Source organism: Streptomyces sp. NPDC002446 (genome assembly GCF_053595675.1).
In genome coordinates, this window is sequence record NZ_JBSFYC010000033.1 from 46,887 (window position 1) to 67,232 (window position 20,346).

17 protein-coding genes are annotated in these 20,346 nt (G+C 69.6%); 2 read left to right on the forward strand and 15 right to left on the reverse strand.

Annotated elements, in window-relative coordinates:
• Positions 1–570: 570 nt before the first annotated feature.
• The gene (locus ACWD6P_RS20120; RefSeq protein ID WP_451445471.1) at positions 571–1,053 is read left to right on the forward strand and encodes a hypothetical protein; all 483 of its coding nucleotides are present in this window, start codon (positions 571–573) and stop codon (positions 1,051–1,053) included.
• A gap of 84 nt (positions 1,054–1,137) precedes the next feature.
• On the opposite strand, the gene nuoN is transcribed toward ACWD6P_RS20120, so the two are convergent.
• From nuoN to ACWD6P_RS20190, 14 genes are read right to left on the reverse strand one after another with little or no spacing between them, the layout of a single operon-like run.
• Positions 1,138–2,790, reverse strand: coding sequence for an NADH-quinone oxidoreductase subunit NuoN (nuoN, locus tag ACWD6P_RS20125; RefSeq protein WP_451445472.1), 1,653 nt, complete (start codon positions 2,788–2,790; stop codon positions 1,138–1,140).
• Complete coding sequence (locus tag ACWD6P_RS20130) at positions 2,787–4,445, reverse strand: NADH-quinone oxidoreductase subunit M (protein ID WP_451445473.1); 1,659 nt, start codon at positions 4,443–4,445, stop codon at positions 2,787–2,789. The genes nuoN and ACWD6P_RS20130 overlap by 4 nt, the downstream gene beginning before the upstream one ends.
• Before the next feature lie 3 nt (positions 4,446–4,448).
• Positions 4,449–6,332 carry an NADH-quinone oxidoreductase subunit L gene (gene nuoL, locus ACWD6P_RS20135; protein WP_451445474.1) on the reverse strand — a complete coding sequence of 628 codons (1,884 nt, stop codon included), beginning with the start codon at positions 6,330–6,332 and terminating at the stop codon, positions 4,449–4,451.
• A gap of 13 nt (positions 6,333–6,345) precedes the next feature.
• Positions 6,346–6,645 (reverse strand): NADH-quinone oxidoreductase subunit NuoK, encoded by a 300-nt coding sequence (gene nuoK / locus ACWD6P_RS20140; protein WP_350730467.1) that lies wholly within the window; start codon positions 6,643–6,645, stop codon positions 6,346–6,348.
• Complete coding sequence (locus ACWD6P_RS20145; protein WP_451445475.1) at positions 6,642–7,508, reverse strand: NADH-quinone oxidoreductase subunit J; 867 nt, start codon at positions 7,506–7,508, stop codon at positions 6,642–6,644. Before ACWD6P_RS20145 ends, nuoK begins: the two co-directional genes overlap by 4 nt.
• On the reverse strand, positions 7,505–8,134 hold the full coding sequence (nuoI, locus tag ACWD6P_RS20150; protein ID WP_451445476.1) for an NADH-quinone oxidoreductase subunit NuoI: 630 nt from the start codon (positions 8,132–8,134) through the stop codon (positions 7,505–7,507). Before nuoI ends, ACWD6P_RS20145 begins: the two co-directional genes overlap by 4 nt.
• A complete protein-coding gene (gene nuoH / locus ACWD6P_RS20155; RefSeq protein ID WP_451445477.1) occupies positions 8,100–9,488 on the reverse strand; it encodes an NADH-quinone oxidoreductase subunit NuoH in 1,389 nt (462 codons plus the stop codon). The genes nuoI and nuoH overlap by 35 nt, the downstream gene beginning before the upstream one ends.
• The gene (locus ACWD6P_RS20160; RefSeq protein ID WP_451445478.1) at positions 9,485–12,013 is read right to left on the reverse strand and encodes an NADH-quinone oxidoreductase subunit G; all 2,529 of its coding nucleotides are present in this window, start codon (positions 12,011–12,013) and stop codon (positions 9,485–9,487) included. Before ACWD6P_RS20160 ends, nuoH begins: the two co-directional genes overlap by 4 nt.
• Positions 12,010–13,392, reverse strand: coding sequence for an NADH-quinone oxidoreductase subunit NuoF (gene nuoF / locus ACWD6P_RS20165; protein WP_451445479.1), 1,383 nt, complete (start codon positions 13,390–13,392; stop codon positions 12,010–12,012). Before nuoF ends, ACWD6P_RS20160 begins: the two co-directional genes overlap by 4 nt.
• Complete coding sequence (nuoE, locus tag ACWD6P_RS20170; RefSeq protein WP_451445480.1) at positions 13,392–14,252, reverse strand: NADH-quinone oxidoreductase subunit NuoE; 861 nt, start codon at positions 14,250–14,252, stop codon at positions 13,392–13,394. The genes nuoF and nuoE overlap by 1 nt, the downstream gene beginning before the upstream one ends.
• A 50-nt stretch (positions 14,253–14,302) precedes the next feature.
• Positions 14,303–15,679: an NADH-quinone oxidoreductase subunit D gene (locus tag ACWD6P_RS20175; RefSeq protein ID WP_451445481.1), complete on the reverse strand. Its 1,377-nt coding sequence runs from the start codon at positions 15,677–15,679 to the stop codon at positions 14,303–14,305.
• Positions 15,679–16,479, reverse strand: coding sequence for an NADH-quinone oxidoreductase subunit C (locus tag ACWD6P_RS20180; RefSeq protein ID WP_451445482.1), 801 nt, complete (start codon positions 16,477–16,479; stop codon positions 15,679–15,681). Before ACWD6P_RS20180 ends, ACWD6P_RS20175 begins: the two co-directional genes overlap by 1 nt.
• On the reverse strand, positions 16,476–17,030 hold the full coding sequence (locus ACWD6P_RS20185) for a NuoB/complex I 20 kDa subunit family protein (RefSeq protein WP_030416193.1): 555 nt from the start codon (positions 17,028–17,030) through the stop codon (positions 16,476–16,478). The genes ACWD6P_RS20180 and ACWD6P_RS20185 overlap by 4 nt, the downstream gene beginning before the upstream one ends.
• Before the next feature lie 9 nt (positions 17,031–17,039).
• The gene (locus ACWD6P_RS20190) at positions 17,040–17,399 is read right to left on the reverse strand and encodes an NADH-quinone oxidoreductase subunit A (protein WP_451445483.1); all 360 of its coding nucleotides are present in this window, start codon (positions 17,397–17,399) and stop codon (positions 17,040–17,042) included.
• Positions 17,400–18,124: 725 nt separating this feature from the next.
• On the opposite strand from ACWD6P_RS20190, the gene ACWD6P_RS20195 reads away from it, so the two are divergent.
• Positions 18,125–18,925, forward strand: a complete 801-nt coding sequence (locus ACWD6P_RS20195) for a C40 family peptidase (protein ID WP_451445484.1) — start codon at positions 18,125–18,127, stop codon at positions 18,923–18,925.
• Positions 18,926–19,012: 87 nt separating this feature from the next.
• On the opposite strand, the gene ACWD6P_RS20200 is transcribed toward ACWD6P_RS20195, so the two are convergent.
• On the reverse strand, positions 19,013–19,468 hold the full coding sequence (locus tag ACWD6P_RS20200; protein ID WP_451445485.1) for a carboxymuconolactone decarboxylase family protein: 456 nt from the start codon (positions 19,466–19,468) through the stop codon (positions 19,013–19,015).
• Between the last annotated feature and the right edge of the window lie 878 nt (positions 19,469–20,346).

Below are 20,346 nucleotides of genomic sequence, written 5' to 3' on the forward strand. Positions count from 1 at the left end.
CGACCCGGACTCGGCGGTGCCCTGGCAACGCTTCCGGTCCCGGCTAAGGGCGGCAGGGGCGTCCAGGGGCTGGCCCAGCGCGGATGCCGCGGAGTGCGTTGGGCGCGCCGTCCTCCGTGGTGGCGGGGCGGGGATGGCGATGTGGCGATGCCCTTCGCTGGGGGATGCTGCGTGGGCAGTGGCAGCGGCGTCGGTGTGGCGGCGTGCGCTGGGGCAGGCGTAGGCGTGGCGGCGTGCGCTGGGGCGGAGGGGGAGGGAGGGGCGGGGGCGGGGGGGGAGGCCCCCCAGGGAAGCGGAAGCGAACAACCAGGCCTCCCCCGCCCCTCCCCCGCCCCCCCAGCCCAGCCCCACACCCACCCCCACACCATCGCCGCACCCACACCCCCACCCACACCCACACCCACCCCATCACCACCCCCTTCGCCCCCACCTACCCCTTTCGTCGCCTCCCCGCGTCACAGCCCCACACCAAGTCCGTACCGGCGCTGCGGCAATCCTCGGTGACGGATCGGAGAGGCGTGGGGGCGCTGCTAGCCTCACGTTTCCTGTCCCACAACGGAGGAGACGTACGTGCGCAAGGCAGCGCAGATCGCCGGGGCGGCGGCCATCGCCGCGATGCTGCTCAGCGGTTGCGGAAGCAGCGGCGGCAACGACAGCGACAGCAAGCCGAGCAAGACGCCGGAGGCCGCGCCGTCGACTCCGGGAGAGGCCGACAAGCCCGCGAGCCCCACCGCGGTGGAGGGCGCCTGGAAGACCGGATCGGGCAGCAGCCCGCAGATCCTTGTGATCAGCAAGGGCACGGTCGCGCTCAGCAACGGCCACAAGGCCGCCTGCCTGGGCAAGGTCCAGGAGATGGCCGGAATGACCATGGCCGTGATCAAGTGCACCGACGGGGACACCACCCGCACCATGGGCACCCTCAAGCCCGGTTCGGACGGCAAGACCCTGACCGTCGACTGGAAGAACGGCCCCACCGAGAAGTACACCAAGTCCACCGACGGCAGCGTGAAGATCCCCGACATGCCCGAGATGCCGAGCATGCCCAAGAGCTGACCGCCGGCCCGCACGGAAGCGGCCGCCGCCCGGGCCCGCATGGGCTCCGGACGGCGGCCGTTGTGCGTGCCGCGCGGGCGCTGCTCAGCGCACGAAGACCCCCGCCTGCCCGGCGAGGTCGAGGAAGTACTGCGGCGCCAGACCGAGCACCAGCGTGGCCGTGACGCCGATGGCGATGGCCGTGGTCGTCAGCGGGCTGGGGACCGCGACGGTCGGGCCGTCCGCCTTGGGCTCGTTGAAGAACATCAGCACGATGACGCGGATGTAGAAGAACGCGGCGATGGCGGAGGAGATGACGCCGACCACCACGAGCCAGCCGGCGCCGCTCTGCGCCGCCGCCTTGAAGACCGCGAACTTCCCGGCGAATCCGGAGGTCAGCGGGATGCCGGCGAAGGCCAGCAGGAAGACCGCGAAGACCGCGGCCACCAGTGGCGAACGCCGGCCGAGCCCGGCCCACTTGGACAGCTGGGTGGCCTCCCCGCCCGCGTCCCGTACCAGGGTGACGACGGCGAAGGCGCCGAGCGTCACGAAGGAGTAGGCGCCGAGGTAGAAGAGCACCGACGAGATGCCGTCCTCGCTGGTCGCGATCACACCGGCGAGGATGAAGCCGGCGTGCGCGATGGAGGAGTAGGCCAGCAGCCGCTTGATGTCGGACTGGGTGATGGCGATGATCGCGCCGCCCAGCATCGTGAGGATCGCGACGCCCCAGAGCACCGGCCGCCAGTCCCAGCGCATGCCCGGCAGGACGACGTACAGCAGGCGCAGCAGCGCGCCGAAGGCGGCGACCTTGGTGGCGGCCGCCATGAAGCCGGTGACCGGGGTCGGGGCGCCTTGGTAGACGTCCGGAGTCCACATGTGGAACGGGACCGCGCCGACCTTGAACAGCAGGCCCATCAGCACCAGCGCCGAGCCGATCAGCAGCAGTGCGTCATTGCCCATCGTGCCGGCCAGCGCCGGGTCGATCTGCTTGGCGCCGTCCGAGATGACTTCGGCGATCCCGGCGTATGTCACGGTTCCGGCGTAGCCGTACAGCAGGGCCACGCCGAAGAGGAGGAAGGCGGAGGAGAAGGCGCCGAGGAGGAAGTACTTGACGGCGGACTCCTGCGAGAGCAGCCGCTGGCGGCGGGCGAGCGCGCACAGGATGTAGAGCGGGAGGGAGAAGACCTCCAGCGCGACGAAGAGCGTCAGCAGGTCGTTCGCCGCCGGGAAGACCAGCATGCCGCCGATCGCGAAGAGCGCGATCGGGAAGACCTCGGTGGTGGTGAAACCGGCCTTGACCGCGGCCTGTTCGGCGGCGCCACCGGGGACGGCGGCGGGCTCGGCCGCGAAGGAGTCCACGCGGTTGCCGTGCGCGGCCGGGTCGAGCCGGCGCTCGGCGAAGGTGAAGACCGCGATCAGGGACACCAGCAGGATCGTGCCCTGGAGGAACAGGGCGGGGCCGTCGACGGCGATCGCGCCCATGGCGGCGATATGCGCCTTGGACGAGCCGAAGCCGCCGGCCGCCAGGCCGATCACCGCGGCGAACGCGGCGGCCAGCGCCACCAGCGACAGCAGCAGCTGGGAGTAGTAGCGGCTGCGGCGCGGCACGCAGGCCTCGACCAGGATGCCGACCACGGCCGCGCCGAGCACGATGAGCGTCGGCGCCAGCTGGGCGTACTCGATGTGCGGCGCCGGGATCTTGCCCGGTGCGCCGGCCGCCACCGTCCACAGGCTGTGGACACTTGCCACGGGACTCACTTCGCGGCCTCCACGTCTTGGTCATTCGCGGCGTGGCCGTGCCGGCCTCCGCCGGGCACGGCGTTCACCTGCACAGTGGGCTTGGGGTCTTGCTTGTCCACGACGGACAGGGTGTGGTCGACGGCCGGGTTGACGATGTCGGTGAGCGGCTTGGGATACACCCCGAGGAAGAGCAGCAGCGCGATCAGCGGCGCCACCACCACCAGCTCCCGGGCCCTGAGGTCGGGCATGCCGCTCACCTCGGCCTTCACCGGGCCGGTCATCGTCCGCTGGTAGAGGACGAGGACGTAGAGCGCGGCGAGGACGATGCCGAGGGTGGCGATGATGCCGATCACCGGATAGCGGGTGAACGTGCCGACCAGGACCAGGAATTCGCTGATGAACGGCGCCAGGCCGGGCAGTGACAAGGTGGCGAGGCCGCCGATGAGGAAGGTGCCGGCGAGGACGGGGGCGACCTTCTGGACGCCGCCGAAGTCCGCGATGAGCCGGGAGCCGCGGCGGCTGATCAGGAAGCCGGCCACCAGCATCAGCGCGGCGGTCGAGATGCCGTGGTTGACCATGTAGAGCGTGGCGCCGCCCTGGCCCTGGGAGGTCATCGCGAAGATGCCCAGGATGATGAAGCCGAAGTGGGAGATCGAGGCGTAGGCGATCAGCCGCTTGATGTCCCGCTGGGCGACGGCGAGCAGCGCGCCGTAAACGATGCTGATCAGCGCCAGCACCAGGATGACCGGGGTGGCCCAGCTGCTGGCCTCCGGGAAGAGCTGGAGGCAGAAGCGGAGCATCGCGAAGGTGCCGACCTTGTCGACGACCGCGGTGATCAGCACCGCGACCGGCGCGGTCGACTCGCCCATGGCGCCGGGCAGCCAGGTGTGCAGCGGCCACAGCGGCGCCTTCACCGCGAAGGCGAAGAAGAAGCCGAGGAAGAGCAGCCGCTCGGTGCCGTCGGCGATGTCCAGCTTGCCGGCGGCGCGGGCCTCGACGATCTGCTGGAGCGAGAACGTGCCGGTGCCGAGTTGGTCGGCGGTGACGGCGTACAGGCCGATCACCGCGGCCAGCATGATCAGACCGCCGGCCAGGTTGTAGAGCAGGAACTTCACCGCGGCGTACGACCGCCGGCCGGCCGACTGCTCCTCGCCGTCCGCTCCCGCGCCGTCCCCGAAGCCGCCGATGAGGAAGTACATCGGGATCAGCATGGCTTCGAAGAAGATGTAGAAGAGGAAGACGTCGGTGGCCTCGAAGGAGATCACCACCATCGCCTCGACGGCCAGGATCAGCGCGAAGAAGCCCTGGGTGGGGCGCCAGCGCCGGTTGGGCTCGGACTCTTCGAGGGGGTCGGCGTCGTGCCAGCCCGCCAGGATGATGAAGGGGATCAGCAGGGCGGTCAGGGCGATCAGGGCGACCGCGATGCCGTCCACGCCGAGCTCGTAGCGGACGCCGAAGTCGGCGATCCAGGCGTGCGATTCGGTGAGTTGGTACGGGCCCTTGGCGCCGGGGTCGAAGCGGAAGGCGATGACCAGGGCCAGCGCGAGGGTGATCAGCGAGAACAGCAGCGCGAGCCATTTGGCCGCGGTGCGCTTGGCGGCGGGCAGCGCGGCGGTGGCGATCGCGCCGACCGCCGGCACCACGGCCGCTGCCGTCAGCAGGGGAAACGACATGGCTCAGACACCCCTCATCAGCAGGGTCGCGGCGACGAGAACGGCGGCCCCGCCCAGCATCTGGACCGCGTACGAGCGGACGAAGCCGCTCTGCAACTGGCGTAGCAGGCCGGAGAGTCCGCCCATCGAGGCCGCCGTGCCGTTGACCGCGCCGTCCACCACGGAGCGGTCGAGCTGGACGAGCGTGGTGGTGACGTGGTCGCCGCCGCGCACGAAGACGATGTGGTTGAAGTCGTCCTGGAGCAGATCGCGGCGGGCGGCCCGGGTGAGCAGCGAGCCGCGCGGCGCGGTCCGCGGGACGGGCTTTCGGCCGTACATCGCCCAGGCGATGCCGACGCCGATGAGCAGGACGACGATGGTCGAGGCGGTGACGGTGGCGGCGCTGACCGGGGGGTGGCCGTGCGCGAACGAGGTGACCGGCTCCAGCCACGTCACAAAGGCGTCGTTGACGCTGAACAGTGCGCCGGCGAAGACCGATCCGACGGCCAGCACGATCATCGGGAGCGTCATGACCTTCGGCGACTCGTGCGGATGCACCTCCTTCGGATCCCAGCGCTTCTCTCCGAAGAACGTCATCAGCATCACCCGCGTCATGTAGAACGCGGTGATCGCGGCGCCCAGGAGGGCCGCGCCGCCCAGGATCCAGCCCTCGGTGCCGCCCTTGGCGAACGCCGCCTCGATGATCTTGTCCTTGGAGAAGAAGCCGGACAGCCCGGGGAAACCGATGATCGCCAGATAGCCGAGGCCGAAGGTGACGAACGTGACCGGCATGTACCTGCGCAGACCGCCGTAACGGCGCATGTCCACCTCGTCGTTCATGCCGTGCATCACCGAACCGGCGCCGAGGAAGAGGCCGGCCTTGAAGAAGCCGTGGGTGACCAGGTGCATGATCGCGAAGGCGTAGCCGACGGGGCCGAGGCCGGCGGCCAGGATCATGTAGCCGATCTGCGACATCGTCGAGCCGGCCAGCGCCTTCTTGATGTCGTCCTTGGCGCAACCGACGATCGCACCGAACAGGAGGGTGACCGCGCCGACGGCGACGACGGCGGTCTGCGCATCCGGCGCGGCGTTGAAGATCGCTCCGGAGCGGGTGATCAGATACACGCCGGCGGTGACCATCGTGGCGGCGTGGATCAGGGCGGAGACCGGGGTCGGGCCCTCCATCGCGTCACCCAGCCAGGACTGCAGCGGCACCTGTGCCGACTTGCCGCAGGCGGCCAGCAGCAGCATCAGCCCGATGGCGGTGAGCTTGCCCTCGGACGTGTCACCGGTGGCGGCGAGGACCGGCCCGAAGGCGAACGTCCCGAACGTCGTGAACATCAGCATGATCGCGATGGACAGGCCCATGTCACCGACGCGGTTGACGAGGAACGCCTTCTTGGCGGCGGTGGCCGCGCTGGGCTTGTGCTGCCAGAACCCGATCAGGAGGTACGAGGCCAGGCCGACGCCCTCCCAGCCGACGTACAGCAGAAGGTAGTTGTCGGCGAGGACGAGCAGCAGCATCGCCGCCAGGAAGAGGTTGAGGTAGCCGAAGAAGCGGCGGCGCCGCTCGTCGTGCTCCATATAGCCGATCGAGTAGATGTGGATCAGCGATCCGACACCGGTGATCAGCAGGACGAAGGTCATCGACAGCTGGTCGAGCTGGAAGGCGACATCGGCCTGGAAGCCGCCGACCGGGATCCAGCTGAACAGGTGCTGGTGCAGGGCACGGTGCTCGGCGCTCTTGCCGAGCATGTCGGCGAAGAGCGCCACGCCGACGGCGAACGACGCCACCGCCAGGAGCGTGCCGATCCAGTGGCCGCTGCGGTCGAGTCGTTTGCCGCCGCACAACAGCAGGGCCGCACCGACCAGCGGTGCCGCGACGAGCAGCGCGATCAAGTTCTCCACTTTGTGCGACCCCTTACAGCTTCATCAGGCTGGCGTCGTCGACCGAGGCCGTATGACGGGTGCGGAAGATCGACACGATGATGGCCAGGCCGACCACGACCTCGGCCGCGGCGACGACCATGGTGAAGAAGGCGATGATCTGGCCGTCCAGATTCCCGTGCATCCGCGAGAAGGTGACGAAGGCGAGATTGCAGGCGTTGAGCATCAGCTCGATGCACATGAACATCACGATGGCGTTCCGCCTGATCAGCACCCCGGCCGCGCCGATGGTGAACAGCAGTGCGGCGAGGTAGAGGTAGTAGACCGGGTTCATTTCTTCGCCCCCTCCTTGTGCTCGGTGCGCGCCTCGCCGCCGGAGGACGGGGGCTTGGACTCGCCCTCGGTGCCACGCCCCAGCCATTCCTCGGAGCGCTGCTCCAGCGCCTTCAGTTCGGCGAGCGACTCACCGGAGACGTCGCGGACCTGGCCGCGCTCCCGCAGCGTCGGGCTGACGGTCAGCTCGGACGGCGTGCCGTCGGGCAGCAGGCCCGGGATGTCGACGGCGTTGTGCCGGGCGTACACCCCGGGGGCGGGCAGCGGGGGCACCTGCTTGCCCTCGCGGATCCGCGCCTCGGACTGCTCGCGCTGCGACTTGGCGCGCTCCGTACGCTCCCGGTGCGTGAGCACCATGGCGCCGACGGCCGCCGTGATCAGCAGGGCGCCGGTGGCCTCGAAGGCGAACACGTACTTGGTGAAGATGAGCGCGGCCAGGCCCTGTACATTGCCGCCGGCGTTCGCTTCGCCCAGGCCGTTGAACTCCTTGAGCGAGGCGTTGCCGATGCCGGCGATCAGCAGGATGCCGAAGCCGAGCCCCAGTCCGGCGGCGAGCCAGCGCTGGCCCTTGAGGGTCTCCTTGAGGGAGTCCGCGGCCGTGACGCCGACCAGCATGACGACGAAGAGGAACAGCATCATGATCGCGCCCGTGTAGACGACGATCTGCACGATGCCGAGGAAGTACGCGCCGTTGGCGAGGTAGAACACCGCCAGGACGATCATGGTGCCGGCCAGCGAGAGGGCGCTGTGCACGGCCCGCTTCATCAGGATCGTGCACAGCGCGCCGATGACGGCGACCGTGCCCAGGATCCAGAACTGCACGGCCTCCCCGGAGGAGGTCGCGGCGGCGGCGAGGCCGGTCATGCCTGCACCCCCTCGTCGGTGGCCCGCGCCGAGGGCTCCGACGGGCGCTGTTCGCCCTTGGAGACGGCGACCTGGCGGACGGTCCCGGGGGCGGCCTCGGTCACCAGCCCCTGGTAGTAGTCCTTCTCCGTCATACCGGGGTAGATCGCGTGCGGTGAGTCGACCATCTTCTCCTCCAGGCCGACGAGCAGCTCCTCCTTGGTGTAGATGAGCGATGCGCGGGACCGGTCGGCGAGTTCGTACTCATTGGTCATCGTGAGCGCGCGGGTCGGACACGCCTCCACGCACAGGCCGCACAGAATGCAGCGCAGATAGTTGATCTGGTAGACGCGGCCGTAGCGTTCGCCCGGGGAGTAGCGCTCCTCGTCGGTGTTGTCCGCGCCTTCGACGTAGATCGCGTCCGCCGGGCAGGCCCAGGCGCACAGCTCGCAGCCGATGCACTTCTCCAGCCCGTCCGGATGGCGGTTGAGCTGGTGCCGGCCGTGGAAACGCGGCGCCGTCGGCTTCTTCTCCTCCGGGTACTGCTCGGTCAGCCGCTTCTTGAACATGGCCTTGAAGGTCACGCCGAAGCCGGCCACGGGGTTCTGGAACTCAGGCACCGTCGCCCCCCTTTCCGTCGATCTCATTTCCGTCACCGACAGTGTCCACCCGACCACTGACAATCAACTCGCGGTCACGGCGCGGGCGTCGGCGCGGCACGGGCGGCAGGCTCTGCCCGGGCAGCGGCGGTACGGGGAAGCCGCCGGCCATCGGGTCGAAAGCGCCCTCGCCGTCCGGCTCCTCCTCTTCCTCGCCGCGCCGGAAGAAGTCCACGAGGAGGGAGAGCAGCAGCAGCGCGACCGCGCCGCCGGCGACGTACAGCACGATCTGGGAGAAGTCGTAGCCCTCGTTCTTCAGCGCCCGGACGGTGGCGACCAGCATCAGCCACACCATCGAGACCGGGATGAGGACCTTCCAGCCCAGCTTCATGAACTGGTCGTAGCGCACCCGGGGAAGGGTGCCGCGCAGCCAGATGAAGAAGAACAGCAGCAGCTGCACCTTGAGGGTGAACCAGAGCAGCGGCCACCAGCCGTGGTTGGCGCCCTCCCAGAAGGTGGACAGGGGCCAGGGCGCCTTCCAGCCGCCCAGGAAGAGGGTGACCGCGACCGCCGAGACCGTGACCATGTTGATGTACTCGGCGAGCATGAACATCGCGAACTTGATCGACGAGTACTCGGTGTTGAAGCCGCCGACCAGGTCGCCCTCGGACTCCGGCATGTCGAACGGCGCACGGTTGGTCTCGCCCACCATGGCGACGATGTAGATGATGAAGGACACCGGCAGCAGCAGGACGTACCACCGGTCCTGCTGCGCCTCCACGATGGTCGACGTCGACATCGACCCGGAGTACAGGAACACCGACGCGAACGCCACGCCCATCGCGATCTCGTACGAGATCATCTGCGCGCACGACCGCAACCCGCCGAGCAGCGGATACGTCGAGCCGGAGGACCAGCCCGCCAGCACGATGCCGTAGATGCCGACCGAGGCCGTGGCCAGGATGTAGAGGATGCCGATCGGCAGGTCGGTCAGCTGCATCGGCGTGCGGTGGCCGAAGACCGAGATCTCGTTGCCGGCCGGGCCGAAGGGGATCACCGCGATCGCCATGAAGGCCGGGATGGCCGCCACGATCGGCGCGAGGACGTAGACGACCTTGTCGGCCCGCTTGACGATCAGGTCTTCCTTCAGCATCAGCTTCACGCCGTCGGCCAGCGACTGGAGCATCCCCCAGGGGCCGTGCCGGTTGGGGCCGATGCGCAGCTGCATCCAGGCGACGACCTTGCGCTCCCAGACGATGGAGAACAGCACCGTCAGCATCAGGAACGCGAAGCAGAAGACCGCCTTGATGACGACCAGCCACCAGGGATCGCGGCCGAACATCGACAGGTCCTCCTGGGCCAGCGCGGTCTGCGCGGCGGCCAGTTGGCCGAGCTGCATCATGCGTCCACCTCCTTGGCCGGCTCCGGCGTGCCCGGGGCGGCGGAGATCTTCACCAGGTCACCGGGGCACGCCCCGGTGTCGGCGGCGACGCCACCGCCCGTCGAGTTGAGCGGCAGCCACACCACCCGGTCGGGCATCGGCGTGACCTGCAGCGGCAGGCGGACCGAACCGGCCGGCCCGCTGACCGCCAGCAGGTCGCCGTCCTTGACGCCGGTCTCCTGCGCGGTGGCCTGCGACAGCCGGGCGACCGCGGCGTGCCGGGTCCCGGCCAGCGCCTCGTCGCCTTGCTGGAGCAGCCCCTGGTCCAGCAGGAGCCGGTGGCCGGCGAGTACGGCCTCGCCGGTGTCGGGCCTGGGCAGCGGACGCCCGCCCTCCACGGGGTCGCCCGCGTAGTGGCCGTCCCAGCTGCCGAGCCGGTCCATCTCGCGCCGTACGGAGCCGATGTCCGGCAGCCCCAGGGACCCCGCGGCAAAGCCGCCGCCGGCCGCGGCCATGGCGTCCGCGAGCATGTGCAGCACCCGGAAGTCCGGCTGCAGATGGCGGCGGGTCATCTGGTCCGGCTTGAGCGCCGCCTCGAACATCCGCGCCCGGCCCTCCCAGTTGAGGAACGTTCCGGCCTTCTCGACCACGGCCGCCACCGGGAGGACCACGTCCGCCCGTTCGGTGACCTGCGAGGGCCGCAGCTCCAGACTGACCAGGAAGCCGACCTCGTCCAGGGCGGTCAGCGCCCGGGCCGGGTCCGGCAGGTCGGCGACCTCGACTCCGGCCACCAGGAGCGCACTGAGCTCCCCGGTCGCCGCGGCCTCGATGATCTGGCCGGTGTCGCGGCCGTGCCGGTGCGGGAGCGCGGCCACGCCCCAGGCCGCGGCGACCTCGTCGCGGGCCCGGGGGTCGGTGGCCGGCCGGCCGCCGGGCAGCAGACCGGGCAGCGCGCCGGCCTCGACGGCACCGCGGTCGCCGGCCCGGCGCGGGATCCACACCAGGCGGGCGCCGGTGGCCAAGGCGGCGCGGAGCGCGGCGGTCAGCGCGCCGGGCACCGCCGCCAGCCGCTCGCCGACGACGATCACCGCACCGTCCTTGCGCAGCGCCTCGGCCGCCGCGTGCCCCTCGCCCTCCAGGCCGGCACCGCCCGCGAGGGCGTCCAGCCATTCGGTCTCGGTGCCCGGCGCGGCCGGCAGCAGCGTCCCGCCCGCCTTGATCAGCCCGCGCGAGGCGTAACCGGCCAGCCCGTAGGTGCGCTGGCCGCTCCTGCGGTGCGCCTTGCGCAGCCGCAGGAAGACGCCCGGCGCCTCCTCCTCGGCCTCGATACCGGCCAGCAGCACGGCCGGCGCCTTCTCCAGGGCGGTATACGTGACACCGCCGCCGTCCAGGTCGCGTCCCCGCCCGGCGACCGTGGACGCCAGGAAGTCGGCCTCCTCGGCGCTGTGCACCCGGGCGCGGAAATCGATGTCGTTGGTGCCCAGCGCGATCCGGGCGAACTTGGCGTAGCCGTAGGCGTCCTCGACGGTCAGCCGGCCGCCGGTCAGCACTCCGGTGCGCCCCTTGGCGGCGGCCAGGCCGCGGGCCGCCGCCTCCAGGGCGGCGGGCCAGCTCGCCGGCTCCAGTTCACCGGACTCCGGGTCGCGCACCAGGGGGTGCTCCAGCCGGTCGCGCTGCTGCGCGTAGCGGAAGGCGAACCGCCCCTTGTCGCAGATCCACTCCTCGTTGACCTCCGGGTCGTTGGCCGCCAGCCGCCGCATGACCTTGCCGCGCCGGTGGTCCGTACGCGTCGCGCAGCCGCCCGCGCAGTGCTCGCACACCGACGGCGAGGAGACCAGGTCGAAGGGGCGGGAGCGGAAGCGGTACGCGGCGGAGGTGAGCGCGCCGACCGGGCAGATCTGGATGGTGTTGCCGGAGAAGTACGACTGGAAGGGGTCGCCCTCTCCGGTGCCGACCTGCTGGAGGGCGCCGCGTTCGACCAGCTCGATCATCGGGTCGCCGGCGATCTGGTTGCTGAAGCGGGTGCAGCGCGCGCACAGCACGCAGCGCTCGCGGTCCAGCAGCACCTGGGTGGAGATCGGCACCGGCTTGGCGAAGGTGCGCTTCTTGCCCTCGAAGCGCGACTCCGGGTCGCCGACCTGCATCGCCTGGTTCTGCAGCGGGCACTCGCCGCCCTTGTCGCAGACCGGGCAGTCCAGCGGGTGGTTGATCAGCAGCAGCTCCATCACCCCGCGCTGGGCCTTCTCGGCCACCGGGGAGGTCAGCTGCGACTTGACGACCATGCCGTCGGTGCAGGTGATGGTGCACGAGGCCATCGGCTTGCGCTGGCCCTCCACCTCGACGATGCACTGCCGGCAGGCGCCCGCCGGATCCAGCAGCGGGTGGTCGCAGAAGCGCGGGATCTCGATGCCGAGGAGTTCGGCGGCGCGGATGACCAGCGTCCCCTTGGGGACGGAGATCTCGATGCCGTCGATCGTCAGGGTGACGAGGTCCTCCGGGGGGACCGCGGCGGAGCCGCTGCTCGACCCCGTTGTCGTGACGGTCATGCGTTCACCCCCAGGTGAGCGTCGTTGTCGGCCCACAGGGTCGACTTGGCGGGGTCGAAGGGGCAGCCCTTGCCGGTGATGTGCTGCTCGTACTCCTCGCGGAAGTACTTGAGCGAGGAGAAGATCGGCGAGGCGGCGCCGTCACCGAGGGCGCAGAAGGACTTGCCGTTGATGTTGTCGGCGATGTCGTCGATCTTGTCGATGTCGTCGAGCCGGCCGCGCCCTTCTTCGATGTCGCGCAGCAACTGCACCAGCCAGTACGTCCCTTCGCGGCAGGGCGTGCACTTGCCGCAGGACTCGTGCGCGTAGAACTCGGTCCAGCGGGTGACCGCCCGTACGACGCAGGTGGTCTCGTCGAAGCACTGCAACGCCTTGGTGCCGAGCATCGAACCGGCCGCGCCGACGCCCTCGTAGTCGAGGGGGACGTCGAGGTGCTCGGCGGTGAACATCGGCGTCGAGGAGCCGCCCGGCGTCCAGAACTTCAGCCGGTGGCCGCGGCGCATACCGCCGCTCATGTCGAGCAGCTGGCGCAGGGTGATGCCCAACGGGGCCTCGTACTGGCCGGGATTGGCCACATGGCCGCTGAGCGAGTAGAGCGTGAAGCCCGGGGACTTCTCGCTGCCCATCGACCTGAACCAGTCCTTGCCCTTGTTCATGATCGCGGGAACCGACGCGATGGATTCGACGTTGTTCACGACAGTGGGGCAGGCGTAGAGGCCGGCCACCGCAGGGAAGGGGGGACGCAGCCGGGGCTGTCCGCGACGGCCCTCCAGGGAATCGAGCAGCGCGGTTTCCTCACCGCAGATGTACGCGCCGGCGCCCGCGTGCACGATCACATCCAGGTCGAGGCCCGACCCGAGGATGTCCTTTCCGAGGAAGCCCGCCGCATAGGCCTCGCGTACGGCTTCGTGCAGCCGGCGCAGGACGGGTACGACCTCACCGCGCAGATAGATGAAGGCGTGGTGCGACCGGATCGCATGACAGGCGATCACGATCCCCTCGATGAGGGAATGCGGGTTCGCGAAGAGGAGGGGGATGTCCTTGCAGGTCCCGGGCTCCGATTCGTCGGCGTTGACAACGAGATAGTGCGGTTTGCCGTCGCCCTGCGGGATGAACTGCCACTTCATCCCGGTGGGGAAGCCCGCGCCGCCGCGGCCGCGCAGACCGGAGTCCTTGATGTAGGCGATGACGTCGTCGGGGGGCATCGCGAGCGCCTTGCGCAGGCCCTCGTAGCCCTCGTGCCGGCGGTAGGTCTCCAGCGTCCAGGACTCGGGCTGGTCCCAGAAGGCGGACAGGACGGGCATGAGGAGCTTCTCCGGGCTCGCCTCTCCCCCGGTGTGCGGCCGGGAGGCGCCCCCGTACTCGGCTGCCACCGTCATCACTCCCCCTCCTTAGCTGTGGGCCCGGCCGGGTGCTGCTCGTCGGAGGCCGAGGTCTCGTGCGGTGCGTCGTGGGAGCTGGGGTGGCCGGGGGGCGCCTGCTCGGCGGGGTGGCCGGACGGGGGCTCGCCGGTCGGGTGCTCGGTGGTCGTCCGCGGCGCGACGACATGGCCGGCGCCGTCGGCGCCGCGCCCGGGGGCGGCCTCGCCCTTGGCCAGGCGCAGCCCGATCAGCGAGGCGGGGCCGGCTCCGCCGGTGGCCTCGACGGCGCCCGGCCGCTCGTCCGGGAATCCGGCGAGCATCCGGGCGGTCTGCTTGAAGGTGCACAGCGGTGCGCCGCGGGTCGGCTCGACGGTCCGGCCCGCCCGCAGGTCGTCGACCAGCTGCCGGGCGGACTGCGGGGTCTGGTTGTCGAAGAACTCCCAGTTGACCATCACGACCGGGGCGAAGTCGCAGGCGGCGTTGCACTCGATGTGTTCGAGGGTGACGCTGCCGTCCTCGGTGGTCTCGCCGTTGCCGACACCGAGGTGCTCCTTGAGCTCCTCGAAGATGGCGTCGCCGCCCATCACCGCGCACAGGGTGTTGGTGCAGACACCGACCTGGTAGTCGCCGCTCGGCTTGCGGCGGTACATGGAGTAGAAGGTCGACACCGCGGTGACCTCGGCGGTGGTGAGGTCGAGCAGTTCGGCGCAGAAGCGGATGCCGGTGCGGGTGACGTGTCCCTCCTCGGCCTGCACGAGGTGCAGCAGCGGCAGCAGCGCCGAACGCGCGCCGGGGTAGCGGGCGATCACCTCCTTGGCGTCGGCCTCCAGCCGGGCCCGCACCTCGGCCGGGTAGTCGGGCGCGGGGAGCGCGGGCATCCCCAGGCTGGTGGGTGGGTTCGGGGTCTCCCCCCCGGAAGACACAGTGGTCACCGGTCGACGCCTCCCATCACGGGGTCGATGGACGCGACGGCGACGATGACGTCGGCGACCTGGCCGCCCTCGCACATCGCCGCCATGGCCTGCAGATTGGTGAAGGACGGGTCGCGGAAGTGCACCCGGTAGGGACGGGTGCCGCCGTCGCTGACCACGTGCACGCCCAGCTCGCCCTTGGGTGACTCCACGGCCGCGTAGGCCTGGCCGGGCGGGACCCTGAAGCCCTCGGTCACGAGCTTGAAGTGGTGGATCAGGGCCTCCATCGAGGTGCCCATGATCTTCTTGATGTGGTCGAGGGAGTTGCCCAGACCGTCCGGGCCGAGGGCCAGCTGCGCGGGCCAGGCGATCTTCTTGTCCGCGACCATCACCGGGCCGGGCGCCAGCCGGTCCAGGCACTGCTCGACGATCCGCAGCGACTGGCGCATCTCCTCCAGCCGGATCAGGAACCGGCCGTAGGCGTCGCAGGTGTCGGCGGTCGGCACATCGAACTCGTAGTCCTCGTAGCCGCAGTACGGCTGCGACTTGCGCAGGTCGTGCGGGAGGCCGGCGGAGCGCACGATGGGCCCGGTGGCTCCGGTGGCCATGCAGCCGGCCAGATCGAGGTAGCCGATGCCCTCCATGCGGGCCTTGAAGACGGGATTGCCGGTGGCGAGCTTGTCGTACTCGCCGATGTTCTTGCGCATCTTCTTGACGAAGGCGCGCACCTGGTCGACGGCGCCCGGGGGCAGGTCCTGGGCCAGGCCGCCGGGCCGGATGTAGGCGTGGTTCATCCGCAGGCCGGTGATCAGCTCGTAGATGTCGAGGATCAGCTCACGGTCGCGGAAGCCGTAGATCATGATCGTGGTGGCGCCCAGCTCCATCCCGCCGGTGGCGATGCACACCAGGTGGGAGGAGAGCCGGTTGAGCTCCATCAGCAGGACGCGGATGACCGAGGCCCGGTCGGGGATGTCGTCGGTGATGCCGAGCAGCTTCTCCACGGCCAGGCAGTAGGCCGTCTCGTTGAAGAAGGGGGTGAGGTAGTCCATCCTCGTGACGAAGGTCGTGCCCTGCGTCCAGGTCCGGAATTCGAGGTTCTTCTCGATGCCGGTGTGCAGATAGCCGATGCCGCAGCGGGCCTCGGTGACGGTCTCCCCGTCGATCTCCAGGATCAGCCTGAGCACACCGTGCGTGGAGGGGTGCTGCGGCCCCATGTTGACGATGATCCGCTCGTCGTCGGACTTGACCGCGGCGGCCGCGATCTCGTCCCAGTCACCGCCGGAGACGTTGTAGACCGTGCCCTCGGTGGTCTCCCGGCCCAGCGACTCCTGAGTGTCGAAGTCGCTTGAGGTGCGGTGGCCGTTCGGGGAGTGGGAGTGCGGTGCAGTAGTCATCAGCTGTACGACCTCCGCTGGTCGGGAGCCGGAATGCGGGCGCCCTTGTACTCGACGGGGATGCCGCCGAGCGGGTAGTCCTTGCGCTGCGGGAAGCCCTGCCAGTCGTCGGGCATCATGATCCGCGTCAGCGCCGGATGGCCGTCGAAGACCAGGCCGAAGAAGTCGTACGTCTCGCGCTCGTGCCAGTCGTTGGTCGGGTAGACCGCCACGAGCGAGGGCACGTGCGGGTCGGCGTCCGGGGCCGAGACCTCCAGCCGGATCAGCCGGTTGTGGGTGATCGACCGCAGGTGGTAGACGGCGTGCAGCTCGCGGCCGGTGTCCCCGGGGAAGTGCACCCCGCTCACGCCCGTACACAGCTCGAAGCGCAGCGCCGGGTCGTCGCGCAGGATCCGGGCGACGGCCGGCAGGTACTCCCGCGCGATGTGGAAGGTCAGCTCGCCGCGGTCCACGACGGTCTTCTCGATGACGGTCTCGGGGACGAGCCCCTGTTCGTCGAGGGCGCCCTCCAGCTCGTCGGCGATCTCGTCGAAGTCGCCGAATCCTTCCCCGCTCCCGGCTCCGCCCGACGGGGAGGCACCTCCGCCGCCGGCCGGTCCGCCGTACGGCCGCGAGGACGCGCCGGGCAGCTGGACGGTGCGCACCAGGCCGCCGTAGCCGCTGGTGTCCCCGCCGTTCTCGGCGCCGAACATGCCGCGGCGGGTGGCGATCACCTCGCCGGTGTCGTCGCGCTGCGCCGGGACGGCCTCGGCGCTGCCGTTGGGCTCGTCGGGACGCTCGGGCCTGTTCTGCTCACTCACCGCAGCAGCCCCTTCATCTCGATCAGCGGGAGCGCCTTGAGCGCCGCTTCCTCGGCCTCGCGGGCGGCCTGCTGCTGGTTGACCCCGAGCTTGGTGTGCTGGATCTTGTCGTGGAGCTTGAGGATGGCGTCCATCAGCATCTCGGGACGCGGTGGGCAGCCCGGCAGGTAGATGTCGACGGGAACGATGTGGTCGACGCCCTGCACGATCGCGTAGTTGTTGAACATTCCGCCCGATGAGGCGCAAACCCCCATGGAGATCACCCACTTCGGGTTCGGCATCTGGTCGTAGACCTGCCGCAGGACGGGGGCCATCTTCTGGCTCACCCGGCCGGCCACGATCATCAGGTCCGCCTGCCGCGGTGAGCCGCGGAAGACCTCCATGCCGAAGCGGGCCAGGTCGTAGCGCCCGGCGCCGGTCGTCATCATCTCGATGGCGCAGCAGGCCAGCCCGAAGGTCGCGGGGAAGACCGATGACTTGCGCACCCAGCCCGCGGCCTGCTCGACAGTGGTCAGCAAAAAGCCGCTCGGCAGCTTCTCTTCAAGTCCCATGTGTGACCCCTAGTCCCATTCCAGGCCGCCACGACGCCAGACGTAGGCGTAGGCGACGAAGACGGTGAGCGCGAAGAGGATCATCTCGACGAGCCCGAAGAGCCCCAGGGCGTCGAAGGTGACGGCCCAGGGATAGAGGAAGACGATCTCGATGTCGAAGACGATGAAGAGCATCGCCGTCAGGTAGTACTTGATCGGGAAGCGACCGCCACCGGACGGGTGTGGCGTCGGCTCGATCCCGCATTCGTACGCCTCGAGCTTGGCCCGGTTGTAGCGCCTGGGCCCGACGAGCGTGGCCATGACGACGGAGAAGATCGCAAAGCCTGCCCCTAGGGCTCCCAGTACGAGGATGGGCGCGTAAGCGTTCACCGTCCTCGCTCCCTTCAGTCGACGATGACTGGATGGCGGTCCGCTCGGGCCCTTCGGCTGCCCCGTGGAGATCGTGCCTATGTGAGGCAGTTCACAAGCCCGAGCCGCCTGCATCTTATGCCCGCTGGTCTGTGATCTGCGACACGGGGGTGAACAACGCCTTTGTGATCTCCACCACCCGGCGAAGGATCATGAAGTCGGATGAGCGGTGATCTTCATACGTGAAGCGCGCGAGTGATCACGAGAGGTGACATTCACACGGGTTACCGCTGGTCAGGAGGGGGTGGTCATTATCAAGTGGCGGCCGGTGCGGGCAAATTGGCGATGGACGCCCTCAACTGCTATAGGAGTCGCACCCGTCGGCGCGGTCCGCTCGTGACCCGCCCGTGATCGTCGATACGTGCCCCGATTCACGAGCGGACGGACCGAGCCGGGTCACGGGAACATAACGGACACTCAAGAGTGACCTATCCCACGCTATTTCAGGCACTAAGTCCTTGACGCCCGGGAAGCCTTGGCGTGGCGCCCGGGGAAGTGGTAAGCCCTCGCCGCCCCCGCACTGAGCTGCAAATGCCGTGCGTAGGAACATGATCGAGGAATTCGGACATCGCGCCGCCGGCTCGACGGGTAGTCAAAAGTCCGTTTTGTTCGTCGCGTACACGTCAAGTGTGGCGCACTGCACCTTTCTTGGCAGCAACCTGCGGCTCCTGATAGCCGTTATTGCCATGTCCCCGAACGCAGTCATACCCAGCCACCGGAAACCCCGCCGCCCTTCCGCGTCCTCGCGGGCCCTGCGCGCGGGTGTGACCGGTGGCTTCCTCACTCTCGCGGTGACCGGCGCGACCGTGCCGGCCAACGCCGCGGACAAGCCCGTCTCCGAGACCCAGGAGATGCCGACGATCACGGCGGCGCTGGCGACCAGCGCCGCCAAGAGCGCCGACACCGCAGAGCAGGTCGCGTTCAACTACGAGCGCCAGGCGCTCCAGGACAGCGTCTCCTCCAAGGCCGCCAAGGCCGCGGAGAAGGACAAGGCCGAGGCCGTGAAGAAGGCCAAGGCCGAGGCCAAGAAGAAGGCCGAGGAGGCCCGCAAGGCCGAGGAGGCCGCCGAGGCCCGCGCCTCGCGCTCCGATGAGCGCACGACCCTGTCCGCGCCCTCCACCTCCACCGCCACCGGCTCCACCGCCACGCTCCTCGCCTTCCTCAAGGCGCAGCTGGGCAAGGCGTATGTGCTCGGCTCCACCGGCCCCTCGTCCTACGACTGCTCCGGTCTGACGCAGGCCGCGTTCCGCCAGATCGGCATCGACCTGCCGCGCGTGTCGCAGGACCAGTCCACCACCGGCACCCAGGTCGGCCTGGACAACCTCCAGGTCGGCGACATCCTCTACTGGGGCAGCGCGGGCAGCGCCTACCACGTCGGCGTCTACGTCGGCGACGGCAACTTCATCGGCGCCCAGAACTCCAGCACCGGCATCGTCGAGCGCCCGCTCAGCTACGACATGCCGACCGGCGCGGTCCGCGTGCTCTGACGGCACGGCCCGCCGCCCACCAGGCACCGCAAAAGGACCGCCCCTCCCGCTGCTCGGGAGGGGCGGTCCTTTTCCGTGCGGGGGGACTTACCAGCCCGCGCCCGCCGGCTGCCGGGTCGTCGCGTTGAGCCGGTTGAACAGGTTGGTGACCCCGATCATCATGATGATCGCCGCCAGCTGCTGCTCGTCGAAGTGGTCGGCCGCGTCGTCCCAGACGCCGTCCGGCACCGGGTCGGAGCTGTCGGCGAGCCGGGTGGCCGACTCGGCGAGGGCCAAGGCGGCCCGCTCGGCGTCCGAGAAGTACGGCGCCTCCCGCCAGGCCGCGACCGTGAACAGCTTGTCGTCGCTGACACCCGCCTTACGGGCGCTCTTGACGCCGCCGTCCACACAGAAGCTGCAGCCGTTGATCTGGCTGGCGCGCAGATGCACCAGCTCCAGCGTCTCTTCCGGAACCCCGCCCTTGCGCGTCGCCTTCAGCAGGTCGAGCAGGGGCTGCATGGCCTCGGGAAGGACCATCGCGGGGTTCTGCATCCGTGCTTCCATCACTGCTCTCCTCCGGAGTGCCGTCCGTCGTCTTCACTGCCCTGACGGAGGCCGGCCGGAGAATGTGACAGGGCGGCCCGGAAAATTTCCCGGACCGCCCCCGAACCGCCCATCAGGCCTGCCACCAGGCCGTTTACGCCTTCGGCGCGACCTTGACGCACACGAAGACCGACCGACGGATCGAGTCGTGAAGACGCCTACCGATCGGGGTATGCGGGTGTTCCACATGGACGGCGCGGATCTCCCGCAAGAGGTCGGCCTCTCCATCCCGCCGTGGCATCCAGAACGGGACCGAACAGCCCATGCCAGCGAGCAGTCCGGGCGTAGCGTGGGACTCGTGGAGGGAAGGTCGTTCACCGGCCGGAACCACCCCGTCACTCACATGAAGCAATTGAGGTGAGAGGCCCATGTCCCTCTCCCAGCGACTCTCCAGATTCGCAGCCTGCACAGCCTTCTCGGCAGCCGCCGCTTTCGGCGGCGCCACCGCAGCAATTGCCAATCCGCCCCCACCGCCGGCCCCGGCTCCGGCCCCGGCACCGGCTCCGCCCCCACCGCCGGCGCATCACAAGCCCGGAACCGGCCACGGAAACGAGAACCGGAGCGCAAACAAGATGCGCCTCCATGACAATCCACGTCAGTGCGCGCGCAATTCCGGCAACTACTGCAAATACGGGCACTCGAACGTGATCGTCAACAACAATTTCACCGGGCCCTACAACGTAATCGACGACTGGCGCGGACCCCGGCATGGCAGGTGAGGCTCCCCGAACCATGCTTCGCCCCGACGACAGCGCCGACCCGCCAAGCCTCACAAGGCGCAGCGGGCGGCGTTGTTCTCCCTGAGGACAAGCGCGGCAACGCCGTACGGCACAGTTACC